Origin of the sequence: Streptomyces sp. NBC_01341, assembly GCF_035946055.1 — a bacterium.
In the GTDB taxonomy this organism is placed as follows: Bacteria; Actinomycetota; Actinomycetes; order Streptomycetales; family Streptomycetaceae; genus Streptomyces.
The window spans coordinates 3,233,278-3,253,889 of sequence record NZ_CP108364.1 but is presented as its reverse complement, the minus strand read 5'-3'; the positions used below and the strand labels follow the sequence as shown (position 1 = coordinate 3,253,889).

Annotated in this window: 13 protein-coding genes and 1 pseudogene; 9 read left to right on the top strand and 5 right to left on the bottom strand. The window is 69.7% G+C overall.

Going from position 1 to position 20,612, the window contains the following annotated elements; translation table 11 throughout:
- Positions 1–88 precede the first annotated feature (88 nt).
- Positions 89–7,765 (top strand): helix-turn-helix domain-containing protein, encoded by a 7,677-nt coding sequence (locus OG206_RS14120; RefSeq protein ID WP_327122269.1) that lies wholly within the window; start codon positions 89–91, stop codon positions 7,763–7,765.
- A gap of 116 nt (positions 7,766–7,881) precedes the next feature.
- Here OG206_RS14120 and OG206_RS14115 read toward each other — a convergent pair.
- The 3 genes and pseudogenes from OG206_RS14115 to OG206_RS14105 form a co-directional block, all read right to left on the bottom strand.
- Positions 7,882–8,619 (bottom strand): annotated as a pseudogene (locus tag OG206_RS14115) (MarR family transcriptional regulator); the annotation flags it as partial.
- Positions 8,620–8,856: 237 nt separating this feature from the next.
- Entirely contained in the window at positions 8,857–9,081 is a 225-nt protein-coding gene (locus tag OG206_RS14110; protein ID WP_327115914.1) for a DUF397 domain-containing protein, read from the bottom strand.
- Positions 9,068–9,892, bottom strand: a complete 825-nt coding sequence (locus tag OG206_RS14105; protein WP_327115913.1) for a helix-turn-helix domain-containing protein — start codon at positions 9,890–9,892, stop codon at positions 9,068–9,070. The genes OG206_RS14110 and OG206_RS14105 overlap by 14 nt, the downstream gene beginning before the upstream one ends.
- A 196-nt stretch (positions 9,893–10,088) precedes the next feature.
- Between OG206_RS14105 and OG206_RS14100 the strand changes: the two genes are divergently transcribed.
- The 4 genes from OG206_RS14100 (at position 10,089) to OG206_RS14085 (ending at position 13,335) form a co-directional block, all read left to right on the top strand.
- Positions 10,089–10,388 carry a hypothetical protein gene (locus tag OG206_RS14100; RefSeq protein ID WP_327115911.1) on the top strand — a complete coding sequence of 100 codons (300 nt, stop codon included), beginning with the start codon at positions 10,089–10,091 and terminating at the stop codon, positions 10,386–10,388.
- A 362-nt stretch (positions 10,389–10,750) separates the two neighbouring features.
- Positions 10,751–11,494 (top strand): IPT/TIG domain-containing protein, encoded by a 744-nt coding sequence (locus OG206_RS14095; RefSeq protein ID WP_327115909.1) that lies wholly within the window; start codon positions 10,751–10,753, stop codon positions 11,492–11,494.
- Positions 11,495–11,649: 155 nt separating this feature from the next.
- Positions 11,650–12,654, top strand: a complete 1,005-nt coding sequence (locus OG206_RS14090; RefSeq protein ID WP_327115907.1) for an IPT/TIG domain-containing protein — start codon at positions 11,650–11,652, stop codon at positions 12,652–12,654.
- 216 nt (positions 12,655–12,870) lie between these two features.
- Entirely contained in the window at positions 12,871–13,335 is a 465-nt protein-coding gene (locus OG206_RS14085) for an Ig-like domain-containing protein (RefSeq protein ID WP_327115904.1), read from the top strand.
- Positions 13,336–13,411: 76 nt separating this feature from the next.
- Here OG206_RS14085 and OG206_RS14080 read toward each other — a convergent pair whose 3' ends face one another.
- Positions 13,412–14,521: a citrate synthase 2 gene (locus OG206_RS14080; RefSeq protein ID WP_147963938.1), complete on the bottom strand. Its 1,110-nt coding sequence runs from the start codon at positions 14,519–14,521 to the stop codon at positions 13,412–13,414.
- A 257-nt stretch (positions 14,522–14,778) separates the two neighbouring features.
- Here OG206_RS14080 and pdxH point away from each other — a divergent pair, with 257 nt between their 5' ends.
- Positions 14,779–15,405 carry a pyridoxamine 5'-phosphate oxidase gene (gene pdxH, locus OG206_RS14075; protein WP_327115900.1) on the top strand — a complete coding sequence of 209 codons (627 nt, stop codon included), beginning with the start codon at positions 14,779–14,781 and terminating at the stop codon, positions 15,403–15,405.
- A 442-nt stretch (positions 15,406–15,847) separates the two neighbouring features.
- Positions 15,848–17,251, top strand: a complete 1,404-nt coding sequence (locus tag OG206_RS14070; RefSeq protein WP_327115898.1) for a PAS domain-containing protein — start codon at positions 15,848–15,850, stop codon at positions 17,249–17,251.
- Between the two features lie 28 nt (positions 17,252–17,279).
- On the opposite strand, the gene OG206_RS14065 is transcribed toward OG206_RS14070, so the two are convergent.
- Complete coding sequence (locus tag OG206_RS14065) at positions 17,280–18,035, bottom strand: SIS domain-containing protein (protein WP_327115896.1); 756 nt, start codon at positions 18,033–18,035, stop codon at positions 17,280–17,282.
- Between the two features lie 207 nt (positions 18,036–18,242).
- Between OG206_RS14065 and OG206_RS14060 the strand changes: the two genes are divergently transcribed.
- Positions 18,243–18,935, top strand: a complete 693-nt coding sequence (locus OG206_RS14060) for a metal-dependent transcriptional regulator (RefSeq protein WP_327115894.1) — start codon at positions 18,243–18,245, stop codon at positions 18,933–18,935.
- A 767-nt stretch (positions 18,936–19,702) separates the two neighbouring features.
- A complete protein-coding gene (locus OG206_RS14055; RefSeq protein ID WP_327122268.1) occupies positions 19,703–20,587 on the top strand; it encodes an alpha/beta fold hydrolase in 885 nt (294 codons plus the stop codon).
- The last annotated feature ends 25 nt before the right edge of the window (positions 20,588–20,612 follow it).

Below are 20,612 nucleotides of genomic sequence, written 5' to 3'. Positions count from 1 at the left end.
AATAGCCTGAGGGCACACTCGTATGCCTGAAGACGGGAATGACATGCCCCCCACACCGCCCGGTCAATACCAGAAGACGTGCTTGCCGGTGGACGAGTGGATCTCACAGCGGCTGGACGGCATGGGGGTCGTCGGCCCGGAGAAGGAGGGGTTGGTCCAGGCAACCCGGGAGGAGTTCAAGAGGAGCTACCAGGACCTCCTCGACGAGCTGCTGACCCAGGCACGCGCGGTCGTCGCTGAGCGGCAGCCCCCGCCACCGGAGGCGGCCCTGCTCCACACCGCCGGAGATCTCGGGACGGCCGGCATCGCGAACGAGCAGACGGTCCGGGAAACGGACGAGTCCGGCCCGCTGGGGCGGAGGCTGGAACCACGCGGACCCCGGGTCCGGGACCGGCCGGGTCTGCGGCAGGCGGTCAGCGATGTCGTGGCGGCTCGCCACGACGCCAGGGGCGACCAGGAGATGTCGGGCTCAGCGGTCCAGTCCCCCCACGAGATGTCCGAACAGGAGTGTCTTGTCCTGTTGCACTCCCTGCGGGACAACCTCTTCCCGCAGGGAGTCGCACCGGCTCGCACGGTCGATGACGCTGTCCTGGACGGTCGCACCCAGGAAGGCCCGCTAGCACTCGGCCCGGGCTGGCAGAGCGTCGCTTCCTTCGACCACGTAGCAGAGGCTCTCGCCAGGACAGGTCCAGGCGCCGCCGCATTCGTCCTTGCCCGACGCCTCTCCGGTAAGGGACACGCCTTCGCCGCCTACGCCCTTCCCCCCGCTGCCGGCAGCGGCGGCAGCCAGGGAGAGGCTCCCCGGACCGAGGTTGTCTGGATCGACCTCACCGCCAGGGACGGCCACCGACTCACCGCGGTCCCCCCGGTCATGGCACCGGTCGAAACGCGCGCGGTCGTCGTGGACAGCAGCGCCCGAGTCGTCGCCGACGCCCTCCCCGAGCACACGGAATCCGCCTCCGGCCGGGCACTTGTCGACGGCGCCGGCAGTCATCAGTACGGCGTTCCCAACCGCACGGGTCGTACCGCTGTTCCATACGGAGGAGGTGGTGCTTGGATTCCTCCCGTGCATTCCGTCCACGGATATCCGGGGCAGGGCATGTACCCGGCTGTTCAGGGAGGCATCGCCAACGCGGGATTCGTGCACGGTTATCCCGGAATGCAGCCTGCGGTCCTCCCCACGCAGCCACTCCGTGATCCCGCGTTGACCGCACATCTCGCCAGGCAGTCCGGTACTCCTCCGCAGTGGCTTTCCACTCAATACCCACGCAATCCTGACGGAACCTTGTCCCGTGCGGCTGTACAGGCGTACTTGGCTATCAGCCTTGCGACCCTCCAGGAATCCCTGAGGCGCAACCAGGATGACTCCGGCGTGACGGTGGATCCGGGACTGTCGGATCATCACGTGCGAACGCTCATGACACCCGGGCTCTGGGGGAAATACCCCGAGATCGAAAACTATCTGCTGCGACATGACATGGGGAGCAACGAGGACGGTAATTCCGCGCAGGCCGACCTGCTTCGTGTCGAGGAAACCGTGGGACGCACCCGTGTGACGTTTATCTACGATCCGGACGACCGCACAGTGCAGCTTCGCATGGGTGCGGTACGCCGAGCCATGGCGATCATGGCGGCCAGCGGGTTCCCGGACCTCCGGGAGACGGTTCAGTTCTATCTGCCTCTTTACACGCGAGGCATAAATGTCACCGCGACTCGGGGAGTGGCAGGCCCTGTACTGCACGTTACGGAAGAGAGTCACGAGGGCGGACAGGCGTTCGACGGGCTGGCGGAATTCAGCGCACCCAACAACATCGTCGTCTCGTCGGAGTTGCGTCCACTGAGTGCGCCGAATGAAGAGGTTCCCTATGCGTTCGATGACGTCATGGAAGAAAGGGGAGTCGCTGCAGTCGTTCACGAACTGATTCATTTCTGGCACTATCAATTCAACCAGAACAAGTACATCGACCTCTATCACGCCGACCTGCGCGTACCCCAGGAGGTCTCGGCGATTTCAGGCGTCAGTCTGTACGCCGAGGAAAATCCGCATGAATTCGTGGCGGAATTCGGGGCGTCGATGGTTTTCGGTCGCCAGTACCCTGATGCGCAGTTCCAGCTACTGATGAATACTTACCGGGACCTCGGGGGGCCGATACCCGCAGGAGCGGCGAGCGGATTCGACCGGATTCCACTGGATGAGGCAAAAGTCCATTACCTGGTTCCTGCAGTGGCGAACCTGCTCAGAAATCGCGGAGTCCGGCTCGCCGTCACTCCGCAATCGATCGCGCATGCGCATGGCCGGTTGTCTCCATATGCTGCAAGTCTACGTCTCGATGATCGGGCATCGGCCCTGGCCGACCTGCTCCAGTCCGGAGCGACTTCCCCGAGTGGTATCAGAATTGTCGGCGGTAGCGGTCGGCCTCTGACGCTACGCGAAGCGGTCGATCACGTGTCCGAACACTTGGACATCGAGGCACCGCCTCCTTCTCTCGATGTCATCCGAGACCTCGTGCAAGGCAGGGCCGACTGGCAGGGAACCGGGGAGCAATTGCATGACCTGGTGGTCCGGCTGAGTGGTGGTCGTGCCACAGGAGGAGCCACGGTTCATGATTTCTACCGGGATTTGCTGGGCCAACTTCTGCCACGCATGACATCCCGTAGCGGCGTCCATGTCCGCGCGTACGAAGATATTGCGCGGAGAATTCGCGACGACCACGACGTCGAAATGAACGAAGGCCGCCTGGTCGTCGACGACTACATCGGCACGAGCGGGTTGGAGCCGTGTCTGGCGGTGGGGCTGACAGGGACCTATGCGGGCCGCCGGTACAACGCCGTGTACCACTGGCCGCCGGCCACCGAGACCCCCGAGGACGTCTTCACGCAGCTGGCCGAGATGTTCGCTCCGCACAGGATCCAGCCGGGTCAACTGGAGAACCTTCAGTATTTTGTGCTCGGTGGAGCGCCGAACTCGGTTCACGGGCAGGTGGAGCTTCTCGAATACATGGTCGACCGGCACATGACGAACACTGTGGTGCAGTTGACCAACGATCCTTCCCAGATCGATATGGGCAAAATCGTCTACGTTGATCCCCGTGGACGCATCTATCTCGGCATGTCTCGCGACTTTTCCACGACTGTCTTCACCGCCCATACGGATGAGCCGATGCGGCGGGGCCTGGAACTGGCCCTCGCAGATGCGCGACACGCGGGCGCTTCAGAGGACAAGGTCGAGCGCCTCGAAGCGGCCCTCGCCTCGTGGCCCTCTGCCGACGCCCCTGCCGGCGGGCAGCGGGACCGAGTGCCCGGCACACACCCGGACGCGATCGGGACGACCGGACCGACACCGGGCCGGAAGGCACCCGCGGGACCCCGGAGCCGGCAGGCGACCGCCGGCACGAGCAAGACGACGTCAGCTGAACCCGACGCGCTGCGGGAGGAGCCGCCCCGTGACGTCGCAGCGGCCGGCACCTCGGCCGGTCAGCGCGCGCGGAACACGCGCTCGGACGCCACGGGCCGGAAGGCACCCGTGGGGCCGCGTAGCCGGCAGGCGACCGCCGGCACGGACGCGCACACGCAGGACACGGCACCGCGGGAGTCCCCGCAGATCGAGGAACGGCCGGCCCCGGGCCCGTACCCGACGAGCGCACCGTTCGGACCCCGTTTCCGGGACCAGGACGGAATCCGTGCTGATGTACTGGCAGCGGCGGTACACGCCCTTCAGCGCCGGGGCCGCACGACCCGGCCCGCCGGCAACCGGACGGCCTCGGCCGTGAGCGTGTCATCGGCTCCGCACACCCAGGTGGCCACGGACGGGCGGAGCCAGGCTTCCACGTTCGGGAACACCGCCCCCACCGGCGTCGGGCACCTCTCGCCACAAGCACCGCGAGCCTCTGCGGTCACCTCTGATGCAGAGCCGGTGCCTCAGGCCGCCCCGGACACGGCATGGCCGAAGGCGGTGATGGACACCACGGCCCAGCACACGGCGGCTTACCCCGTCACCCCCGAGCAGGCCGAGCTGTTGGAGTCCCTGCAGCGGACCCCGGTATCGGTACCCGACGACGGTGACTGTTTCCTGTCCGCGCTCCTGGTCACCGTCCACTACGCCTACACCCCGCAGCAGCTCGCCGACGTCGCCCCCGCGTTCCCTCGGCACACCAGTACCGACCCCGTAGGGGAACTTCGGAGCGCGGTGGCCGCCGCCTTCGCCCGCCCGGAGGTCTGGGAACACGTCGGGTTCTTCTTCGACAACGGCACCGAAGGCGAAGCCGCCCTGCTGCCCGGCTCGCGCCTGCACCGGCACGTCGTCGCGAAGCTCGGCCGACGCAAGCAGTGGGACGGCGAGTTCGGTGACGTCCTGCCACAGGTCATCCATGTGCTGCTTGCCGCCGAGGGCCACGCCCTCGACTTCGGCATCGTCGACTATTCCGACGGCCGGCGGACCGCCATGCCCTCAGCGACCAGTACGAACGTGCTCGTCCTGGCCAAACACCCCGAGGGCAGGGCAACCCACTACTACGCCACCCGCCCCGTGGACGCACGCCCGTACCAGGACCTGATCCGCCACTACACGGCCCTGAGCGGCGAGGCCGGGCGCACGCGCGGGCCGCAACAGGGCCACGCGCCATTCGTCGGCATGGCGAACACCGATGACGGCATGGTCAACGGGCTGCGCGAGACACTGCGGGCGCGCATCGAGGACGCGGCCGGCGGGATGCTGACCGGCGATGCCGCGCGCGATGACGACCGGTTCGCAGGCCCCCACCTGTCTCCCGGTCCGGTCAGTGAGTTCCGGCGCGCGGTCAATGGACATTTGTCCCGGCTGAACCGGCCCGGCCTGAGCATCGGCCTCGAGGAAGCGGCCGAGTATCTGCGCGAGGCAGACGGCCCGGACCGGACCCGGCCGACCGGGCTGGCATGGAAGACCGCCGGCCGGATCGCCCACCAGGGAAAGCCCCTCGGCCTGCCCGGTGGCGCACCATCCCGGCAGGACCGGTTCCAGTCATCGTCATCTTTGTTCGGCGGCTCACCCGTCCCCGGTCCCAGCCGCCACACCACTCCCTTCCCCGGGCTTGCACTGCCCGGAACGGGCCGGCGCGCCCTCGCCGCGCATGCCGGCTCCAGCCCGGCAACCCAGCAGCACCCCCAGACGGAAATACAGCCAAGCGCTCCCGGCACGGCCGTCGGCCCCAGCCACCGGCCCACGCCGTTCGACGTGGACACGCGCCTTCCCGCGTATGTCTCGCCCCAGGCAGCACAGGTCCTGGGTGACCTGGTCAACCACACTTGGCACGGGCCTCTCCCGCAGGCGTTCTCGTTCGAGCGCAGCGGCCTGCCGCAACTGCCGGAATCGGTGGTGGACGGGACTCTGGGCATAGCCGCCCAGGACCGGAACGCCACCTACGGCCGGGTCTTTGAGCACCTCCGCACCACACACGGAATCGCTTCACTTTCCCGCCACGACATCCTTTTTCTCCACCAGCGACACCTGCTGCTCCAGATGCCACGCGTCCATGCATCGAGTGGTGAACCTGCCCACGCACAGCGCACAGCGCTGTCAGTATTCCCGCCTTTCGCAGTCCGGAGAAGCATCCGCGAACAAACACGCAAATCCCAAAAATATGTGGCAGATCTCGTCGGCGTCGCACATTCTTCCCTGCACACCTGGGAAACGACTGACATCCTGCCGCGTCATGCAGATATCGAGACGAAATATCTGGCAGTACTTTACGTTTTTGCGGACGCGTCACGGCACCAGGAGGAATGGTACGTCAGTGCGGCTCGTGACGCGCGGGTCCAAGAGGCCGTGGGACACCTTCTCCCTATGGAGCACCCTTCCCCTGCCGAGACGGTGCGAACTGCTCGGGAACCGCTGGGGATACTGCCAGGTCAGCACGGCGTCCGAAAAAGCATCCGCGAACGAGCAGAAAAATCCAAGCAGTATGTGGCAGATTTTGTAGGAGTTCCCCTTTCCTATGTTTCCAGGTGGGAGTCCGGCACAAAGCCGTCTGCTGATTCTGCGAAAAAGTATGCGGCTGTACTCTATGTCAACGCTGAGGCATCCCGGCATGGAGAGGATTGGTATCGCGCTGCAGCCGATGACCCGGAGGTTCAGGAGGAGGTGCGTCGCTTCCTCTCGTGGTCGAACGCTCGCGCCCCCGAGACGTCGTACGTCGGTGTTGCCGAGGACCTGAGCCGCATACTGCCGGACCCTGCGATCCGGAGACGTATCCGTAACAGCAGGAACAAGACGGCGAAATACTTCGGCAGCCTGGCGGGCGTCTCGGATCAAAGCATCCTCCGTTACGAAGAGGGCAGGATCCCGAGACAATCCAATATTGCGAAACAGTATGCGGCGGTGCTCTACATGTATGCGGGCGCAGACGAGCATGGAAAGGACTGGTATCGCGCTGCAGCCGATGACCCGCAAGTTCAGGCAGAGGTAAGGCGCCTTACGGGTACGCCGATCGGACGTTCTCCTGCGCACTCCCGTGGACCTGCCGAGGTACCGCCGATGGCCGGATCGTCGTCGGCGCAACCGATGATGTACCAGGACGAGGTCGACGCGCAGTTCGCGGCATGGGGCCTTCACACGGGCGGGACGCGGTCCCTGGGCAGTCAGTCGTCGTATCCGTCTGATTCCGCCTATCAGCAGTATCCGTACGTGGGGAGGGCCGACACGAGCGATGCCATGCGGTGGGGCCTGGAGCGGGCGCTGGCCGAGGCCAGGACCTCAGCGTCGCCCGACCGGGCACACATCAGTGAGCTCAAAAAGGCTCTAACACGGTGGTACAAGGGTGCTACGGCGGCCATACAGGTCGACTCGCCGCCCGGCACCACGGCACAGACCCCCAATGTTCCTGCTCCCGGGGTGCGGCGTGACGCGGACACGGAGCGCTCGGAAGCGGGCCACTCGCGGGAGGGTTCGGACGGGGTTGTGCCTGGTCCGGGGAGTGAGTTCCGTGGTGCTCTGAACGCGGAGCCGGCTGGGCTGGACGTTCGTCCAGGCGACGCGCGTACGGACGCGCGGACCAAGGGCACCGACACCGGTCGGACGGCGGAGCCGCCGACGTATGCCGGTACTCCTGACGCCAAGGCGGGGCGTGACGGGTACGCCGTTTCGGCGCCGCAGAAGAGCCCAGCCGACATGACCGGGGCGGCGTCCGCACAGTCCCCTGGGCCCGGGCTCCTCGCGTTTCTCGACGCGCCCCGTTCGACGGGCGCGGTGTCACCGCGGCCGGGTGCCGAGACGAGGGGTGTCACCACGTCGGCGCAGACCGAAGCACCCGCGTCCCGGGAGGCCGTGCCGGGCCCGGAGGCCGGCCAGGCGATGGACCCGGGCGGGGCGTCGGCTTCGAAGTGGCTGGGCGATCTGCTCGACCGGCTCAAGGAGGAGGTCCGTCCGGCCGTGCGGGTCTGGGGCCGGGCGGCCGCCGACCACGCCGGGGTGCTGAAGAACATCCTGACGGCTCCGGGGTCGCGGTCGTTGGTCTTCGGGGCAGCCTGGGACGACCCCCGGTGGGTGCTCAACATGGGGGGCACTGTCCGTTGGTTCACCCTCGACGCCCAGCCAGTGCCGACTCCGGACTTCGCCGACGGCCTGTTCGCGTCGATCGACATCGATCACCACGGCCAGCTGACCGGCCCGGCCCAGCAGACGCTCCACAAGAGCGCGGCGAGGGCACAGGACTGGGCGAAAACCGGGTTCTGTGACCTCAACCTGGGAGTCAGCCTGCCCACCGTCATCGGATGGCGGACCCCGAAGGAATAGACCGCAGGACGCAGTACCGCCCCACGGCGGGCATCAGAACAGCGGGCCCCGAGGGGCGAAAGGCCCGGTGAGGGACCCCTGGAAGCGCCGGGACGGGTTCCGCGCGAGGCCCGCTCAGCGGGACGGAGCAACTCCCGGACGTGGCCCGCCTGGGCGCGGACCTCGGTCTCCTCCATGCCGCCCGCCGGGAGGTCCACGGGTGCCGGCGGACCGGGCCTGGCACAGGCCCCGCAGAGGCCGTCGGGGAGAGCCTCCGGGCGACCGGGCACGCCGCACTTGGTGCACTCCATCATCGCGCGGCGGACAGTCTCGCCCGGTGTGGGAGGTGCTGCCGCCTCGGGGACGTACGGCGGCATCTTGTCTGCGAGGCGACGGCGGACCAGCCCGACGGGCGACCCGACCCTGGTGGGCAGCCCTGAGGTGAGGGCGTCCGTCAGGTAGTCGGTCATCACTCCCCGGGTCAGACGCTGCGGGCGGTTCAGCCACGGGGGCCGGTGCCTCGGCGGGCACCCGGGCTCTCGCCGCTCCGGGACGAGGCGGGAGCCCCACCACTCGTTGTCGCGGGCGGTGCGGGACCAGAACGTCCGGTAGACCCGGCGGACCTGATCGCCCTCACCGACCAGGCAGCGCACGCGACGCAGATACCCGGCGACGGACAGCGTCCTCAGGGCCGAGCCGACCGCCGGCTGGCCGTAGAGCGGCAACTGCTTGGCCAGGCACTTCACGTCCATCGAGGCGCCGTCGGGAAGGTGGTCGACAAAGTCGGCGATGCAGCGCTCGCGCGGCGGCAGGAGGATGAAGTCGGCGGCGCACGCGGGGAACTGGCCCGGCAAGATCGTCCTCGCTCTTGCGATCTTGCGGTGAGACCCCGGCCGGTGCTGCTGACACCGCGTCGGGGTCGTTCCGGGGCTCGAATCCCGGCGCCCGCATCTTGTCCCTCGGATCCCGAAGCCCGGGCTTCGGGTGGGGCCTTGATCCCCTACACCCTCAAGGGTGAACCGGCCGTTCCCGGTCTCGGAGATCGGGACGCGAGCCCCGAGCGTCGGGGGCGAGCCGGCCGCGCGACGGGTCCAGGAGGGCGGAAAGAGTGGTCACGCTCCGAAGGAGTCGTACCTGACGGCTTCGACGAAGGCCGACCAACTCGCCACGGACATCACCACGGCCGGACCGTGGGCGACCTTGCTGTCCCGGACGGGGACGGCGTCGTGGCCGCGGGCGATTTCGAGGCATTCGCCTTGACTGCCGCCGCTGTAGCTGGACTTGGTCCACCCCTTGAGGGTGGAGGCGTCGGAGACTGTGTGCTCAGTGCTGGCCATTGGCGTGTTCCTCCGCTGCCGCCCGGACGGCGGTCAATGATTCCCGGCGCGACATCGCGTCACTCAGCGAAAGAGCGTAGGCGGTCTGACTGGCACTCACCAGAGATGGATCGTCGAGAAGGTTTCCGGAGAGGAAGCCTTCGACGTAGGCCACGGGGGCGGAGTCCTGGAAGCTCATAAGGGTGAGCAGCCCTTCCTGGAGTGCGTATGCGCCTGCTCCGAAAGGCAGCACGTGCAACCGAAGGCGACCGGACTCGGCCATGTCGGCAATCTTGCCGAGTTGCTCTGCCATGACCCGAGGCCCGCCGACCTGGCGTCGGAGTACGGCTTCGTCGAGGACGGTCCAGACGACGGGCTTGAACGGGCCGTCAAGGATCTGGGCACGCTCCGTTCGGATGACAACGGCCCTGTCAAGTTCCGCAGGCTGGTGGTTCGGCTTGTAGGCGCTGAACAGTGCACGGGCGTAGCCCTCGGTCTGGAGGAGTCCAGGGACGAGGGCGGGGGCGAACTGCCGGATCTCCGTGGCCTGTCGCTCCAGCTCGGCGACCGCCGCGAAGTGGTCGACGAACTTGGTGTCCAGATCCTCCAGCCACCGCGCGAAGAAGCCGTCCGTGTCCAGCGCCCGGTCGATCCGCTGGGCGTCGTCCGGATTCGGCAGGCGGCGGCCCGCCTCGAAGTGGCTGATGAGCGTCGGCGAGCACACGATCTGCTCGCTCAGCGCCTCCTGGGTCAGGCCCGCCGTGGTGCGCCTGAGCCGCAGCTCCTCACCGTACTTCGCTCGTGCCGTACGTGGTCTGTGGTGCGACGCCATGCGACCGACTCCCGGGGTTGACAGGCCCGCTGTCAGGCGCGAACCCCTGGCAGCGTAGCGACAAGCAGCCGCACGCTGTGGAGGGCTGGGAACGGAGCGTAGCCACCCCGCTCCTGTTCGCGAAGATCCGAGGAAGGCAGGAACCCATGAGCAACCGCCCGTACATGGCACCCACGCACGGACGGGGTGCCGCGGCGTGAGGACGAGTTCCGGAAGTGCGCGGCTGCTCCCGTGGACGACGGCGAGCGGCGATCCCTGCTATCTCCTCGGGGACGGGCCGGGCAAGGTGTCCCGGATGGCGGACCGGGTCGAGGCGGCGCAGTTGTCCATGGCCGGTGAGCTGCTGGGCCACGCGGCGGACCTGCTGGCCGACCGGCGGGCGACGAGTGCCCAGGTGCACTATCTCGCGTGCCGCCTGGCCGAGTCCCTCCACGACGTACGTCGCGTGGCCGAGAGCCGGGGCCGACGGCTGGGTGGCAAAGCGAATGATCAATAGCCTGTCGTAAGCGGCGTTCGGGGGCCGGCGATCCCTTCATCGGTCGGCAGGTGACCCGTGTACCACCGGAACGCGCCGCCGCACGCCCGGAGCGCTCCGCCAAAGGACTGGTATCACGTCAATTCCCTTGGCGCGGGGATCACTCCGATGGGTCAATTCGGATGTCTGCACCCATGGGTGATGGTCCATCGGGGCCTCGTGGAAAGCCTCGCTCCCGGGCTGAGCCCACCTCGTCCGAACGAGCGTCCGCGCATCCCATCTGCCGACGGCCGAACGTGTCGGCCCGGCCCGGTTCGGGACGTCCGCGGAACGGAACACCCAGTCGCTGCTCGGAGAAGGCGTCCGAGTGAGAGGAACCCCTCATGCCTATCAGCCCCAACCAAGGCTCCACCAGCGGCGGAACAACCGTCACCATCACAGGCGTGAACCTGTCCGGTGCCACCGCCGTCCACTTCGGGTCCCGGACGGCCACGATCACCGCGAACACCCCGACCTCGATCACCGTCATCGACCCCGCGGGCTGCGGCGTCGTCGATGTGAACGTGACGACGGCGGGAGGGACGAGCAACTCGCTCTCCTTCTTCTACATCAGCCCGCCGATCGCGGTGTCCATCGGCCCGGGCTCCGGTCCCACCGCGGGCGGCAACACGGTCACCATCAACGGCTACGGCCTCTCCACGGCCACCACCGTGTCCTTCGGCTCCAACAGCGCGACGCCGACGGTCGTCTCCGACAGCCAGCTGTCGGTGGTCGTTCCGGCCGGCAGCTCCAGCGGTTCCGTCGACGTCACCGTCACCACTACCGGTGGCACGACCGCTCCGCTCACCTACGCCTATGTCGACGCGCCGACACTGGTCTCGCTCACACCCGCCTCGGGGCCGGCGTCCGGCGGCACCTCGGTGACCGTCAACGGCACCGGCCTGGCGTCCACCACGGCCGTCACCTTCGATGGCGTCAACGCGTCCTTCGCAGTGCTGAACAGCGCCACGCTGGTGGCTGTCACGCCGCCCGGCGCCGCAGGTTCCGTGGACGTCGTCGTGACCACCGAGGGCGGTAGCGCCACGGCCACCGGCGGTTTCACCTACCTGTCCGGTCCCGGCATCTGACGGTATCTCGGACACACAGCCGCACGCGGCCCCGGTGCGCTGCTGTCCACCGGCCCGTGCCCAGCGGAAGCGGTGCGGTTCGCGTACGCCCCCCGCACCCCTTCCGTGCCCCCAGCTCGCGGCCCAGCCGGGCCGACCACACTCCTGGAGTCACCGTGGCCCCTCCCGTCCTCACCTCGGTCGCACCCAACACGGGTCCGGCGGCGGGCACCAATCCCGTGACCCTGACCGGAAGCCAGTTCACCGGCGCGATCGCCGTCCTGTTCGGATCCGCAGCCGCCCTGTCGTACACGGTCAGCACCCCGTCGACGATCACGGCGACGGTCCCGCCCGGAACCGGCACGGTGAACGTCACCGTGCGTACACCCGCCGGGCTCAGCAACACGATCGCCTACACCTACGTGCCCACGCCGGCCCTCAGCGCGATCGCGCCGAACCAGGGCCCGACGTCGGGCGGGACCAGCGTGGTCCTCACGGGCACCGGCCTGACCGGGACCACCGCCGTCACCTTCGGCAGCACCCCGGCGGCCTCCTACACCGTCAACTCCGCCACCCAGATCACCGCTGTCACCCCGGCCGGCACCGGCGCGGCGGCGGTCACCGCGACCACCGTCGGCGGCACCTCGGGGCCGGTGTTCTTCTACTACGTCAACGCGCCCTCGCTGCTTTCCGTCTCGCCTGCCGTGGGCCCGACGTCGGGCGGGACCAGCGTGGTCCTCACGGGCACCGGCCTGACCGGGACCACCGCCGTCACCTTCGGCAGCACCCCGGCGGCCTCCTACACGGTCAACTCCGCCACCCAGATCACCGCCGTCACCCCGCCCGGCACCGGCTCCGCCGCGTGCACCGTCACCGGTCCCGGCGGTACCAGCAATGCCGTGACCTACACCTATCTGGCGGCGCCCGCGCTCACCGCGCTGTCGCCCGCGCAGGGGCCGACCGGTGCCGGCGCTGCCGTGACCCTGACAGGCACCGGGCTGACCACGACATTCGCGGTCCGCTTCGGCACCGCACCGGCGGCCTTCACCGTGGTGTCGGACACGACCGCGGTCGCGATCGCCCCGGCGGGTCCGGCGGGTTCGGTGCTGGTGAGCGTCACGACGTCGGGCGGCACCAGCAACTCGCTCGCCTACCAGCGCGTCGCGCCTCCGGCGATCTAGCCTTCGGCATCGGCACCAGCGGCCCGCGCCACCGGCTTGCTCCAGCCCATTCGAGCGGGCTCATGACTCGGGTGGGTTCGCCGGCACCCGCGCCTACCGCACATGCCGTCAAAAGCGACCTAGGGTCACGCTCCGAACCGTCAGGCGAACCCCGCCTGACGATCAGACCGGGAGGCCCCCTCAGTGAAAACGTGTCTCGCGCGCAAAGTCGGACTCGTGATCGCCGTAGCGGCGGCCACGGTGCTGTCCCTCGCTCCGTCCGCCGCAGCCGCCGATCCGTCGTCGACCACGGTCCAGGCCACGCCCTCCTCGGCGGTGACCGGGCAGCTGGTGACCCTCGACGCGACGGTGTCCTGCGGCTCCGACCCGAGCGGCGGCCTGGGCGTGTCGTTCTTCGACGGCTCGGAACTCCTGGCGACCGCACCCGTCTCCCCCGACGGACAGTCGACACTGACCACCGGCTTCACGACCACCGGAACACACACCATCACCGCCGCCTACAACGGCGACGACAGTTGCGATGCTTCGAACGGCACCACCACCGTCACCGTGTCCCAGGCCCCGTCTCCCCCGGCCGACAACCCGGGCTGCCTGCTCTGCGGACTGATCGACTTCCACGTCGGGGACGTCCGCAACGAGGTCAACGTCAACAGCCACAACGTGACGCGTATCCACAAGTAAGCCCAGCCCGGCGGGCGTTGAATGGGCGGCGAGGGGTGCCACGGCCGTGGCACCCCTCGCCGCCTCACCTCTCCCGTCAGTTCCCCAGGTCCGCGAGCTGGTCGTACCCCGGGATCGAGCGGGGATCGCGCGTGCCCGGGCCGACGTACGTCGCCGAGGGGCGCACCAGGCGGCCGGTCCGCTTCTGCTCCAGGATGTGCGCCGACCAGCCCGCGGTGCGGGCGCAGCTGAACATCGACGTGAACATGTGCGCCGGGACCTCGGCGAAGTCCAGCACGATCGCCGCCCAGAACTCGACGTTCGTCGCCAGGACACGGTCCGGGCGGCGGGCGTGGAGCTCCTCCAGGGCGGCCTTCTCCAGGGCCTCCGCCACCTCGAAGCGCGGGGCGGCCAGCTCCCGCGCCGTGCGGCGCAGCACGCGGGCGCGCGGGTCCTCGGCGCGGTACACGCGGTGACCGAAGCCCATCAGGCGCTCGCCCTTGTCCAGCGCCTGCTTCACGTACGCCGTGGCGTCGCCGGTCCGCTCGATCTCCTCGATCATGCCGAGGACCCGGGACGGGGCGCCGCCGTGCAGGGGGCCCGACATGGCGCCCACCGCGCCGGAGAGCGCCGCCGAGACGTCGGCGCCCGTGGACGCGATGACGCGGGCGGTGAACGTCGAGGCGTTCATGCCGTGTTCGGCGGCCGACGTCCAGTAGGCGTCGACGGCCTTCACGTGCTTCGGGTCCGGCTCCCCGCGCCAGCGGATCATGAACCGCTCGACCACGGACTCCGCCTTGTCGATCTCGCTCTGCGGGACCATCGGCAGGCCCTGGCCACGGGCCGACTGCGCCACGTACGACAGGGCCATCACGGCCGCCCGCGCCAGGTCGTTGCGCGCGGTCTCCTCGTCGATGTCGAGCAGCGGTTTCAGACCCCAGACCGGGGCCAGCATGGCGAGCGCGGACTGGACGTCGACGCGGATGTCGCCGGAGTGCACCGGGATCGGGAAGGGCTCGGCGGGCGGCAGGCCGGGGTTGAACGCCCCGTCGACCAGCAGACCCCAGACGTTGCCGAACGACACGTGTCCGACGAGGTCTTCGATGTCGACGCCGCGGTAACGGAGCGAGCCGCCTTCCTTGTCGGGTTCGGCGATCTCCGTCTCGAACGCGACGACTCCTTCAAGTCCGGGTACGAAGTCGGACATCGGGCGGCTCCCTCGGCTCGGCGGCTGTATGACGGCCACGAAGGCCTGTCCACGATACTGGCGGGTACCCACGACGCGGGGAAGGGTGACGTCCGGCACAGCCTCGCGGCCGCCCTCCGGCGATCTCGTCCCTGCCCGCCGGGAACACCGGCCCGCTGCGGCAGGATGGCCCCGTGCCCACAGCTGATGCCACTCCGTCCTCCGCTTCCGCCTCCTCTCGCGCCTCTGCCTCCGATTGCACCACCGATCCGGCCGTGATGCGCGAGCAGTACCGTTCCGTGGACTTCACCGAGAAGGATCTCGCGGGCGACCCCATGGACCAGTTCGCCCGCTGGTTCAGCGAGGTCGCCCGGGGCGGTGTGCTCCACGAGCCGAACGCGATGGTCGTCTCCACCGCCACCCCCGACGGCAGGCCGTCCTCCCGCACGGTGCTGCTGAAGCAGTACGACGGCCGCGGCTTCGTCTTCTTCACCAACTACGGGTCCCGCAAGGGCCGCGAGCTGACCGCGAACCCGTACGTCTCGCTGCTCTTCCCCTGGCACCCCCTGGCTCGCCAGGTCGTCGTCACCGGCACCGCGGCCCGGGTCGGCCGCGAGGAGACCGTCGCGTACTTCCGCACCCGGCCGCACGGCTCGCAGCTCGGCGCCTGGGCGAGCGAGCAGTCCTCGGTGATCGGCTCCCGCCAGGAGCTCGTCGAGCGGTACGACGAGCTGGCCGCGCGCTACCCCGAGGGCGAGAAGGTCCCCGCGCCCCCGCAGTGGGGCGGTTTCCGCGTCGTACCGGACGCGATCGAGTTCTGGCAGGGCCACACGAACCGGCTGCACGACCGGCTGCGGTACGTGCGCGAGGACGCCGGATGGCGGGTGGAGCGCCTCAGCCCCTGAGGTGCGCTCGCCCAGCCCCTGAGTGCGCTCCCGCGCCGGGGCCAGGACCCGCAACGCAGAAACCCGCAGGCTCTGGTCCCTCCTTGCGGAGGAGCCGGCCGGACTTACCGGCGAGCCTGCGGGTCGGTGACTGCTTGGGTTTCGGCAGACAGCCCTGCCGAGGTGCACAGTGTGCGACGACGGGCTGTCAGCCCGCAGCCACCTCACGAATCCGATAAGACTGCACTTTTCGGATCACCTCCTTTCAACGTGTACCCACAGCCTAGGAACCTCCGCGCGGCCGCACAAGCGATTTATCCGGGCCTTCCTCCGTACACCCCGCGTCGCCGGTGGACACCCGATTTCCGGGAAGTGGCTGTGTGGTGGCTCACGTTCGAGTTCAATGGTCTGACGTGCGGCAATGCGGAACACGGCGCGGTACACGCCCTGTGGGAGGTGCGGAGTGAGTGCTTCCAGGAGCACCGGGACCACCGACGCGCTCGGTCCCGACGAGGACCCGGAGCGGGAGCCCACCGTGGCGCCGATCCCCGGGTCGCGACTGCTCGCCGCGCTCCTCGACGGCATGGACGCCGCCCTGTGCGCCTTCGACGCGCAGGGCGCCGTCACCCACTGGAACCGTGAGGCCGAGCGGATCCTCGGCTGGTCCGCCGCCGAGGCCGTCGGGCGGCGGGGATTCGCCGGCTGGGCCGTGCGGAGCGCGGACGCGGGCGACGTGCAGAAGCGCCTGATGTCGGCCATGGACGCCCCAGGACGGCAGGTCCACGAGTTCGCCCTGCTGCGCAAGGACGGCGGGCGGGTCCTCGTGCGGACCCAGTCGTCGCGGGTGCGCGGCGAGGACGGCCGGCCGGCCGGGGTCTACTGCGCCTTCAGCGAGGTGCATGCGCAGATCGATCTGGAGCGGTCCATCGCGCTCAGCGAGGCCCTCTTCGAGGACGCGTCCTGGGGCGTGGTCCTGGTCGACGTGGACCTGCGGCCCACCGTGGTCAACGCCTACGCGGCCCGGGCACTGGGCGGCGGCCGCATCACCCTGCTGGGACGTCCGCTGGGCGAACTGGTCGTCCAGGGCGTCGAGGAGCTGGAGGGCGCCCTGCAGCACGTCCTCGCCGAGGGCGCCCCCTCCTCCCCGGCCGAGCTCTGGGTGACGCTGCGGACCGCGGAGGGCGACCGGCGGCGCTGCTGGCGCAGCGGGTTCCTGCGGCTGGCCTCGCCGCTGGCGGAGGAACCCGTGCCGCTCGGCGTCGGCTGGCTGTTCCGGGACGTCACCGCGTCGAAGCTCGCGGCGCAGGAGGCGGACCGGGTGCGGTTCCGGGCGAACCAGCTGCACCGGTCGGCCCGGCAGGCGGCCGAGTGCGAGGACCCGATGGAGGCGGCGACCACGTCGCTGGACTACGCGCTGGCGGGATTCGCCGACCACGTGGTGGTGGACCTGCTGCAGGACCACGCGACGGGGGAGCGGCTCGTGCGGGCCGCCGCCACACCGTCCGACGCCCCCGGCCCGTGCCTGCCCGTCTCCGGCGGATCGATCCCGGTGCGGTACGGGACGGGGCACCCCGCTCTTCAGGCGGTGGAGCGCACGGGGCCGGTCCGCGCCGCGGCGCCGGGCGGCGCGGGCGAGTCGTGGGCGGCGGAGCACCGCTGGCCCCGCGACTCGGTGCACGCCCTGTGCGCGGTGCTGCGGAGCCGGGGGCGGACGCTGGGCGTGGTGACGTTCCTGCGCGCCGCGAACCGCAGCGCCTTCGAGCGCCCGGACGTGATGTACGCGGAGAGCGTGGCCGCGCGGGTCGCCTCGGCCGTGGACCTGGCCCTGCTGACGGCGGGGCCGGAGGCGGCCCTGGAAGCGCCGTAGGCCTTACGCGGCCAGGGGCCTCGGGGTCTCAGTGGCGGTAGAAGATCCGGTCCCCGTACTCCCGCATCACGCGGCCGTTCCACTCGTGTCCGCCGTCGACGTTGCCGGAGCGCAGCAGCGGCGGCTCGATCCCCCGGGCGACGAGCTGCTCTGCCGCGGTGGCCATCATGGCCTGCATGAGTGCGCTGGTGACGACCGTCGACGCGGGCGCGAAGGGGGCCTCGACGCCGTCCGCCGTCAGCTCCGCGTCACCGATGGCGATCTTGCTGTCGAGCACGATGTCGCAGTGGTCCCGCAGGAATCCGCCCGAGACGTGCCGCGACTTCGTGCCCGTCGTGTAGGCGACGGAGGTGACGCCGACGACCGTGAGCCCCAGCGCGCGGGCGTTCTGGGCCATCTCCACGGGCAGGGCGTTGCGGCCGGACAGGGAGATGATCACGAGGAGGTCGCCGGACCGGGCGGGGCTGGAGTCGAGCACGGCGCTCGCCAGACCGTCGACCCGCTCCAGCGCGGAGCCGAGCGTGGCCGGCATGACGTCGACCCCGAGCGTGCCCGGCACGGCGAGCAGGTTCATCAGAGCGAGTCCGCCCGCCCGGTAGACGACGTCCTGCGCGGCGAGCGAGGAGTGCCCGGCACCGAAGGCGAAGAGCCGGCCGCCCGAGGCGACGGTGTCGGCGATCGCGGCACCGGCGGCGGCGACGGCTCCGGCCTCCTCGTCACGCACCCGCTCCAGCAGGCCGATCGCTGCGTCGAAGAACTGACCGGCGAGCTTGCTGTCGCTCATCGAGGAGGCCTTTCCAGCGGAGGGTGGGGTCCGTGCGGTGCCCGTGTCGCGGATCACGTTGCGGTCTGGACCAGTGGACTGTCAATAGCGCCAGGGCCCGTCCGCTGCACGGTCTTGCGACGGCGGGGCACGGTTGTCGGCGGTATGCGTCAGAATTGGTAAGGGCCATCGCACGACGACTTCATGTCACAGCATCGAGGGGCACGTATGTCCGGACTGATCGACACAACGGAGATGTATCTCCGCACCATCCTCGAGCTCGAAGAGGAAGGCGTGGTCCCGATGCGCGCCCGGATCGCCGAACGGCTGGACCAGAGCGGTCCGACGGTCAGCCAGACGGTGGCGCGCATGGAGCGGGACGGCCTGGTCCAGGTCGCGGGCGACCGTCATCTGGAACTGACGGAGGAAGGGCGCCGCCTGGCGACGCGGGTGATGCGCAAGCACCGTCTCGCCGAGTGTCTCCTCGTCGACGTGATCGGCCTCGAGTGGGAGCAGGTCCACGCCGAGGCGTGCCGCTGGGAGCACGTGATGAGCGAGGCGGTGGAGCGCCGCGTGCTGGAGCTGCTGCGCCACCCGACGGAGTCCCCGTACGGAAACCCGATCCCTGGCCTGGAGGAGCTGGGCGAGAAGGCCGAGGCGGACCCGTTCCTGGACGAGGGCATGGTCAGCCTGTCCGAGCTCGACCCCGGCGCGGAGGGCAAGACCGTGGTGGTCCGCCGGATCGGTGAGCCGATCCAGACGGACGCCCAGCTGATGTACACGCTGCGGAGGGCGGGCGTGCAGCCCGGTTCCGTCGTCAGCGTCACCGAATCTGCCGGCGGTGTGCTGGTCGGGTCGAGTGGTGAGGCGGCCGAACTGAATGCCGAAGTCGCCTCCCACGTCTTCGTCGCCAAGCGCTGACCAGCGTCGACGTGCGCACCGGTCGCCTGGCGGCACATGCAGGCGCCGGTGCGGATGCACGTGCAGATGTGAACCGGTAAGCCCGCTTTCTGTTTTCCGCCCGGAATCGCAGCGCCCGGGCGAAACGCGTGCCAGGCTGTGGCCAGGCATATGACCTGAGGGTGCCGGCGGAGTCTGCCGCGCGGTCGGGGAGGGAGCGGGGAATGCGCCCGTCACACTGGCATGTGCGCCGCGAGGCGCCGGCCGGACTTCCCGATGCCCAGGCGGTCGTACAGGGCGTCGCCCGGCGGCCGGGCCCTTCCGTGAACCCGCTGATCCCTTCGAGCCGGCCCGGCGCCCTTCCGGGCCCGCCGTGCCGCACGGCAAGCCCCGCCCCGGGTGCCCTCCGGCCGGTCCGGGAAGGGCTGGTCCCGTGGAGTGGTGGCGCGGCCCGGGTGGCCGGGCGGTCCGCCGCGGCAGGCCCGTGGGGGCTCGGCCCCGGGTGTTCCGGAACAGCGGAAGGCCCCGGCGCCGAAGGGCGCCGGGGCCGGTCCTCCCCTGCGCTGACCTGGAGCCCCGAGCTCTCGAGGTCAGTCCCCGCGAACCCCTGTCCCCGAGTGGTCCGCTTCCCGCTGAAGATCTCCCCTGGGCGGCGGGCGTCAATCCTGAACTGCTGTCACTCAAACGTGGGATGTTGCGAGCCGAACCCGAGTTTTCGAATAAAGGTTCGATAGCCTGGCGGACACGACCACACGGTGATCGAGGACCAGAAGGGGGTGCCAGAGCCTATGGTGCGGCGCATCGACGTGACCGGAACCGACGGCGCACGCCTCGCGGCCTGGGAGTTCGCGGATCAGCCCAAAGGCCGAGGCGAGGCCGGTCACGGCGCCGGGATCTTAATGCTGCACGGCCTGATGGGCCGGGCCGCGCACTGGGCGTCCACCGCGCGCTGGCTCTCCGAACGCCACCGTCCGGTCGGTCTCGACCAGCGGGGCCACGGCCGCAGCGACAAGCCGGCGGACGGCCCGTACACCCGGGACGCCTACGTCGCCGACGCCGAGGCCGCCATCGAGCAGCTCGGTCTCGCCCCCGTCACCCTGATCGGGCACTCGATGGGCGCGCTCACCGCCTGGCAGCTCGCCGCGAAGCGCCCTGATCTGGTCAAGGCCCTGATCATCTGCGACATGCGGGCCTCCGCGCTCGGGGCCGCCTCGCAGCGCGAGTGGGAGGACTGGTTCAACGCCTGGCCTCTGCCCTTCGCGACCCTCGCCGAGGTGCGGAAATGGTTCGGCGAGGACGATCCCTGGGTCGAGCGGCCCAACCCCTCACGGGGCGAGTTCTTCGCCGAGGTGATGGCGGAGAGCCAGGACGGCTGGCGGCCGGTGTTCTCGCAGGAGCAGATGCTCACGTCACGGGCCACGTGGGTCTACGACGCCCACTGGGAGGAACTGGCCCAGGTGCGCTGCCCCACCCTGGTCCTGCGCGGCATCGACGGAGAGCTCGGCAGGGCCGAGGCCCAGGAGATGGTCCGCGTCCTGCCGCGCGGGCAGTACGCGGAGGTCGCGGACGCGGGCCACCTCGTCCACTACGACCAGCCGGAGGGCTGGCGGAGCGCGGTGGAGCCGTTCCTGGAACAGCTCGCCGAGGACGTCCGGGAACACGTCAGCCCCTGAAGGTCACCGGCCGGCCGAAGGCCAC

Bases quoted from the DNA above. Each gene is read 5' to 3' on its own strand.
- OG206_RS14065 (WP_327115896.1), bottom strand. From the start codon at position 18,035: ATGAGCGACAGCAAGCTCGCCGGTCAGTTCTTCGACGCAGCGATCGGC.
- OG206_RS14095 (WP_327115909.1), top strand. From the start codon at position 10,751: ATGCCTATCAGCCCCAACCAAGGCTCCACCAGCGGCGGAACAACCGTC.
- OG206_RS14055 (WP_327122268.1), top strand. From the start codon at position 19,703: ATGGTGCGGCGCATCGACGTGACCGGAACCGACGGCGCACGCCTCGCG.
- OG206_RS14110 (WP_327115914.1), bottom strand. From the start codon at position 9,081: ATGGCCAGCACTGAGCACACAGTCTCCGACGCCTCCACCCTCAAGGGG.
- OG206_RS14080 (WP_147963938.1), bottom strand. From the start codon at position 14,521: ATGTCCGACTTCGTACCCGGACTTGAAGGAGTCGTCGCGTTCGAGACG.
- OG206_RS14105 (WP_327115913.1), bottom strand. From the start codon at position 9,892: ATGGCGTCGCACCACAGACCACGTACGGCACGAGCGAAGTACGGTGAG.
- pdxH (WP_327115900.1), top strand. From the start codon at position 14,779: ATGCGCGAGCAGTACCGTTCCGTGGACTTCACCGAGAAGGATCTCGCG.
- OG206_RS14060 (WP_327115894.1), top strand. From the start codon at position 18,243: ATGTCCGGACTGATCGACACAACGGAGATGTATCTCCGCACCATCCTC.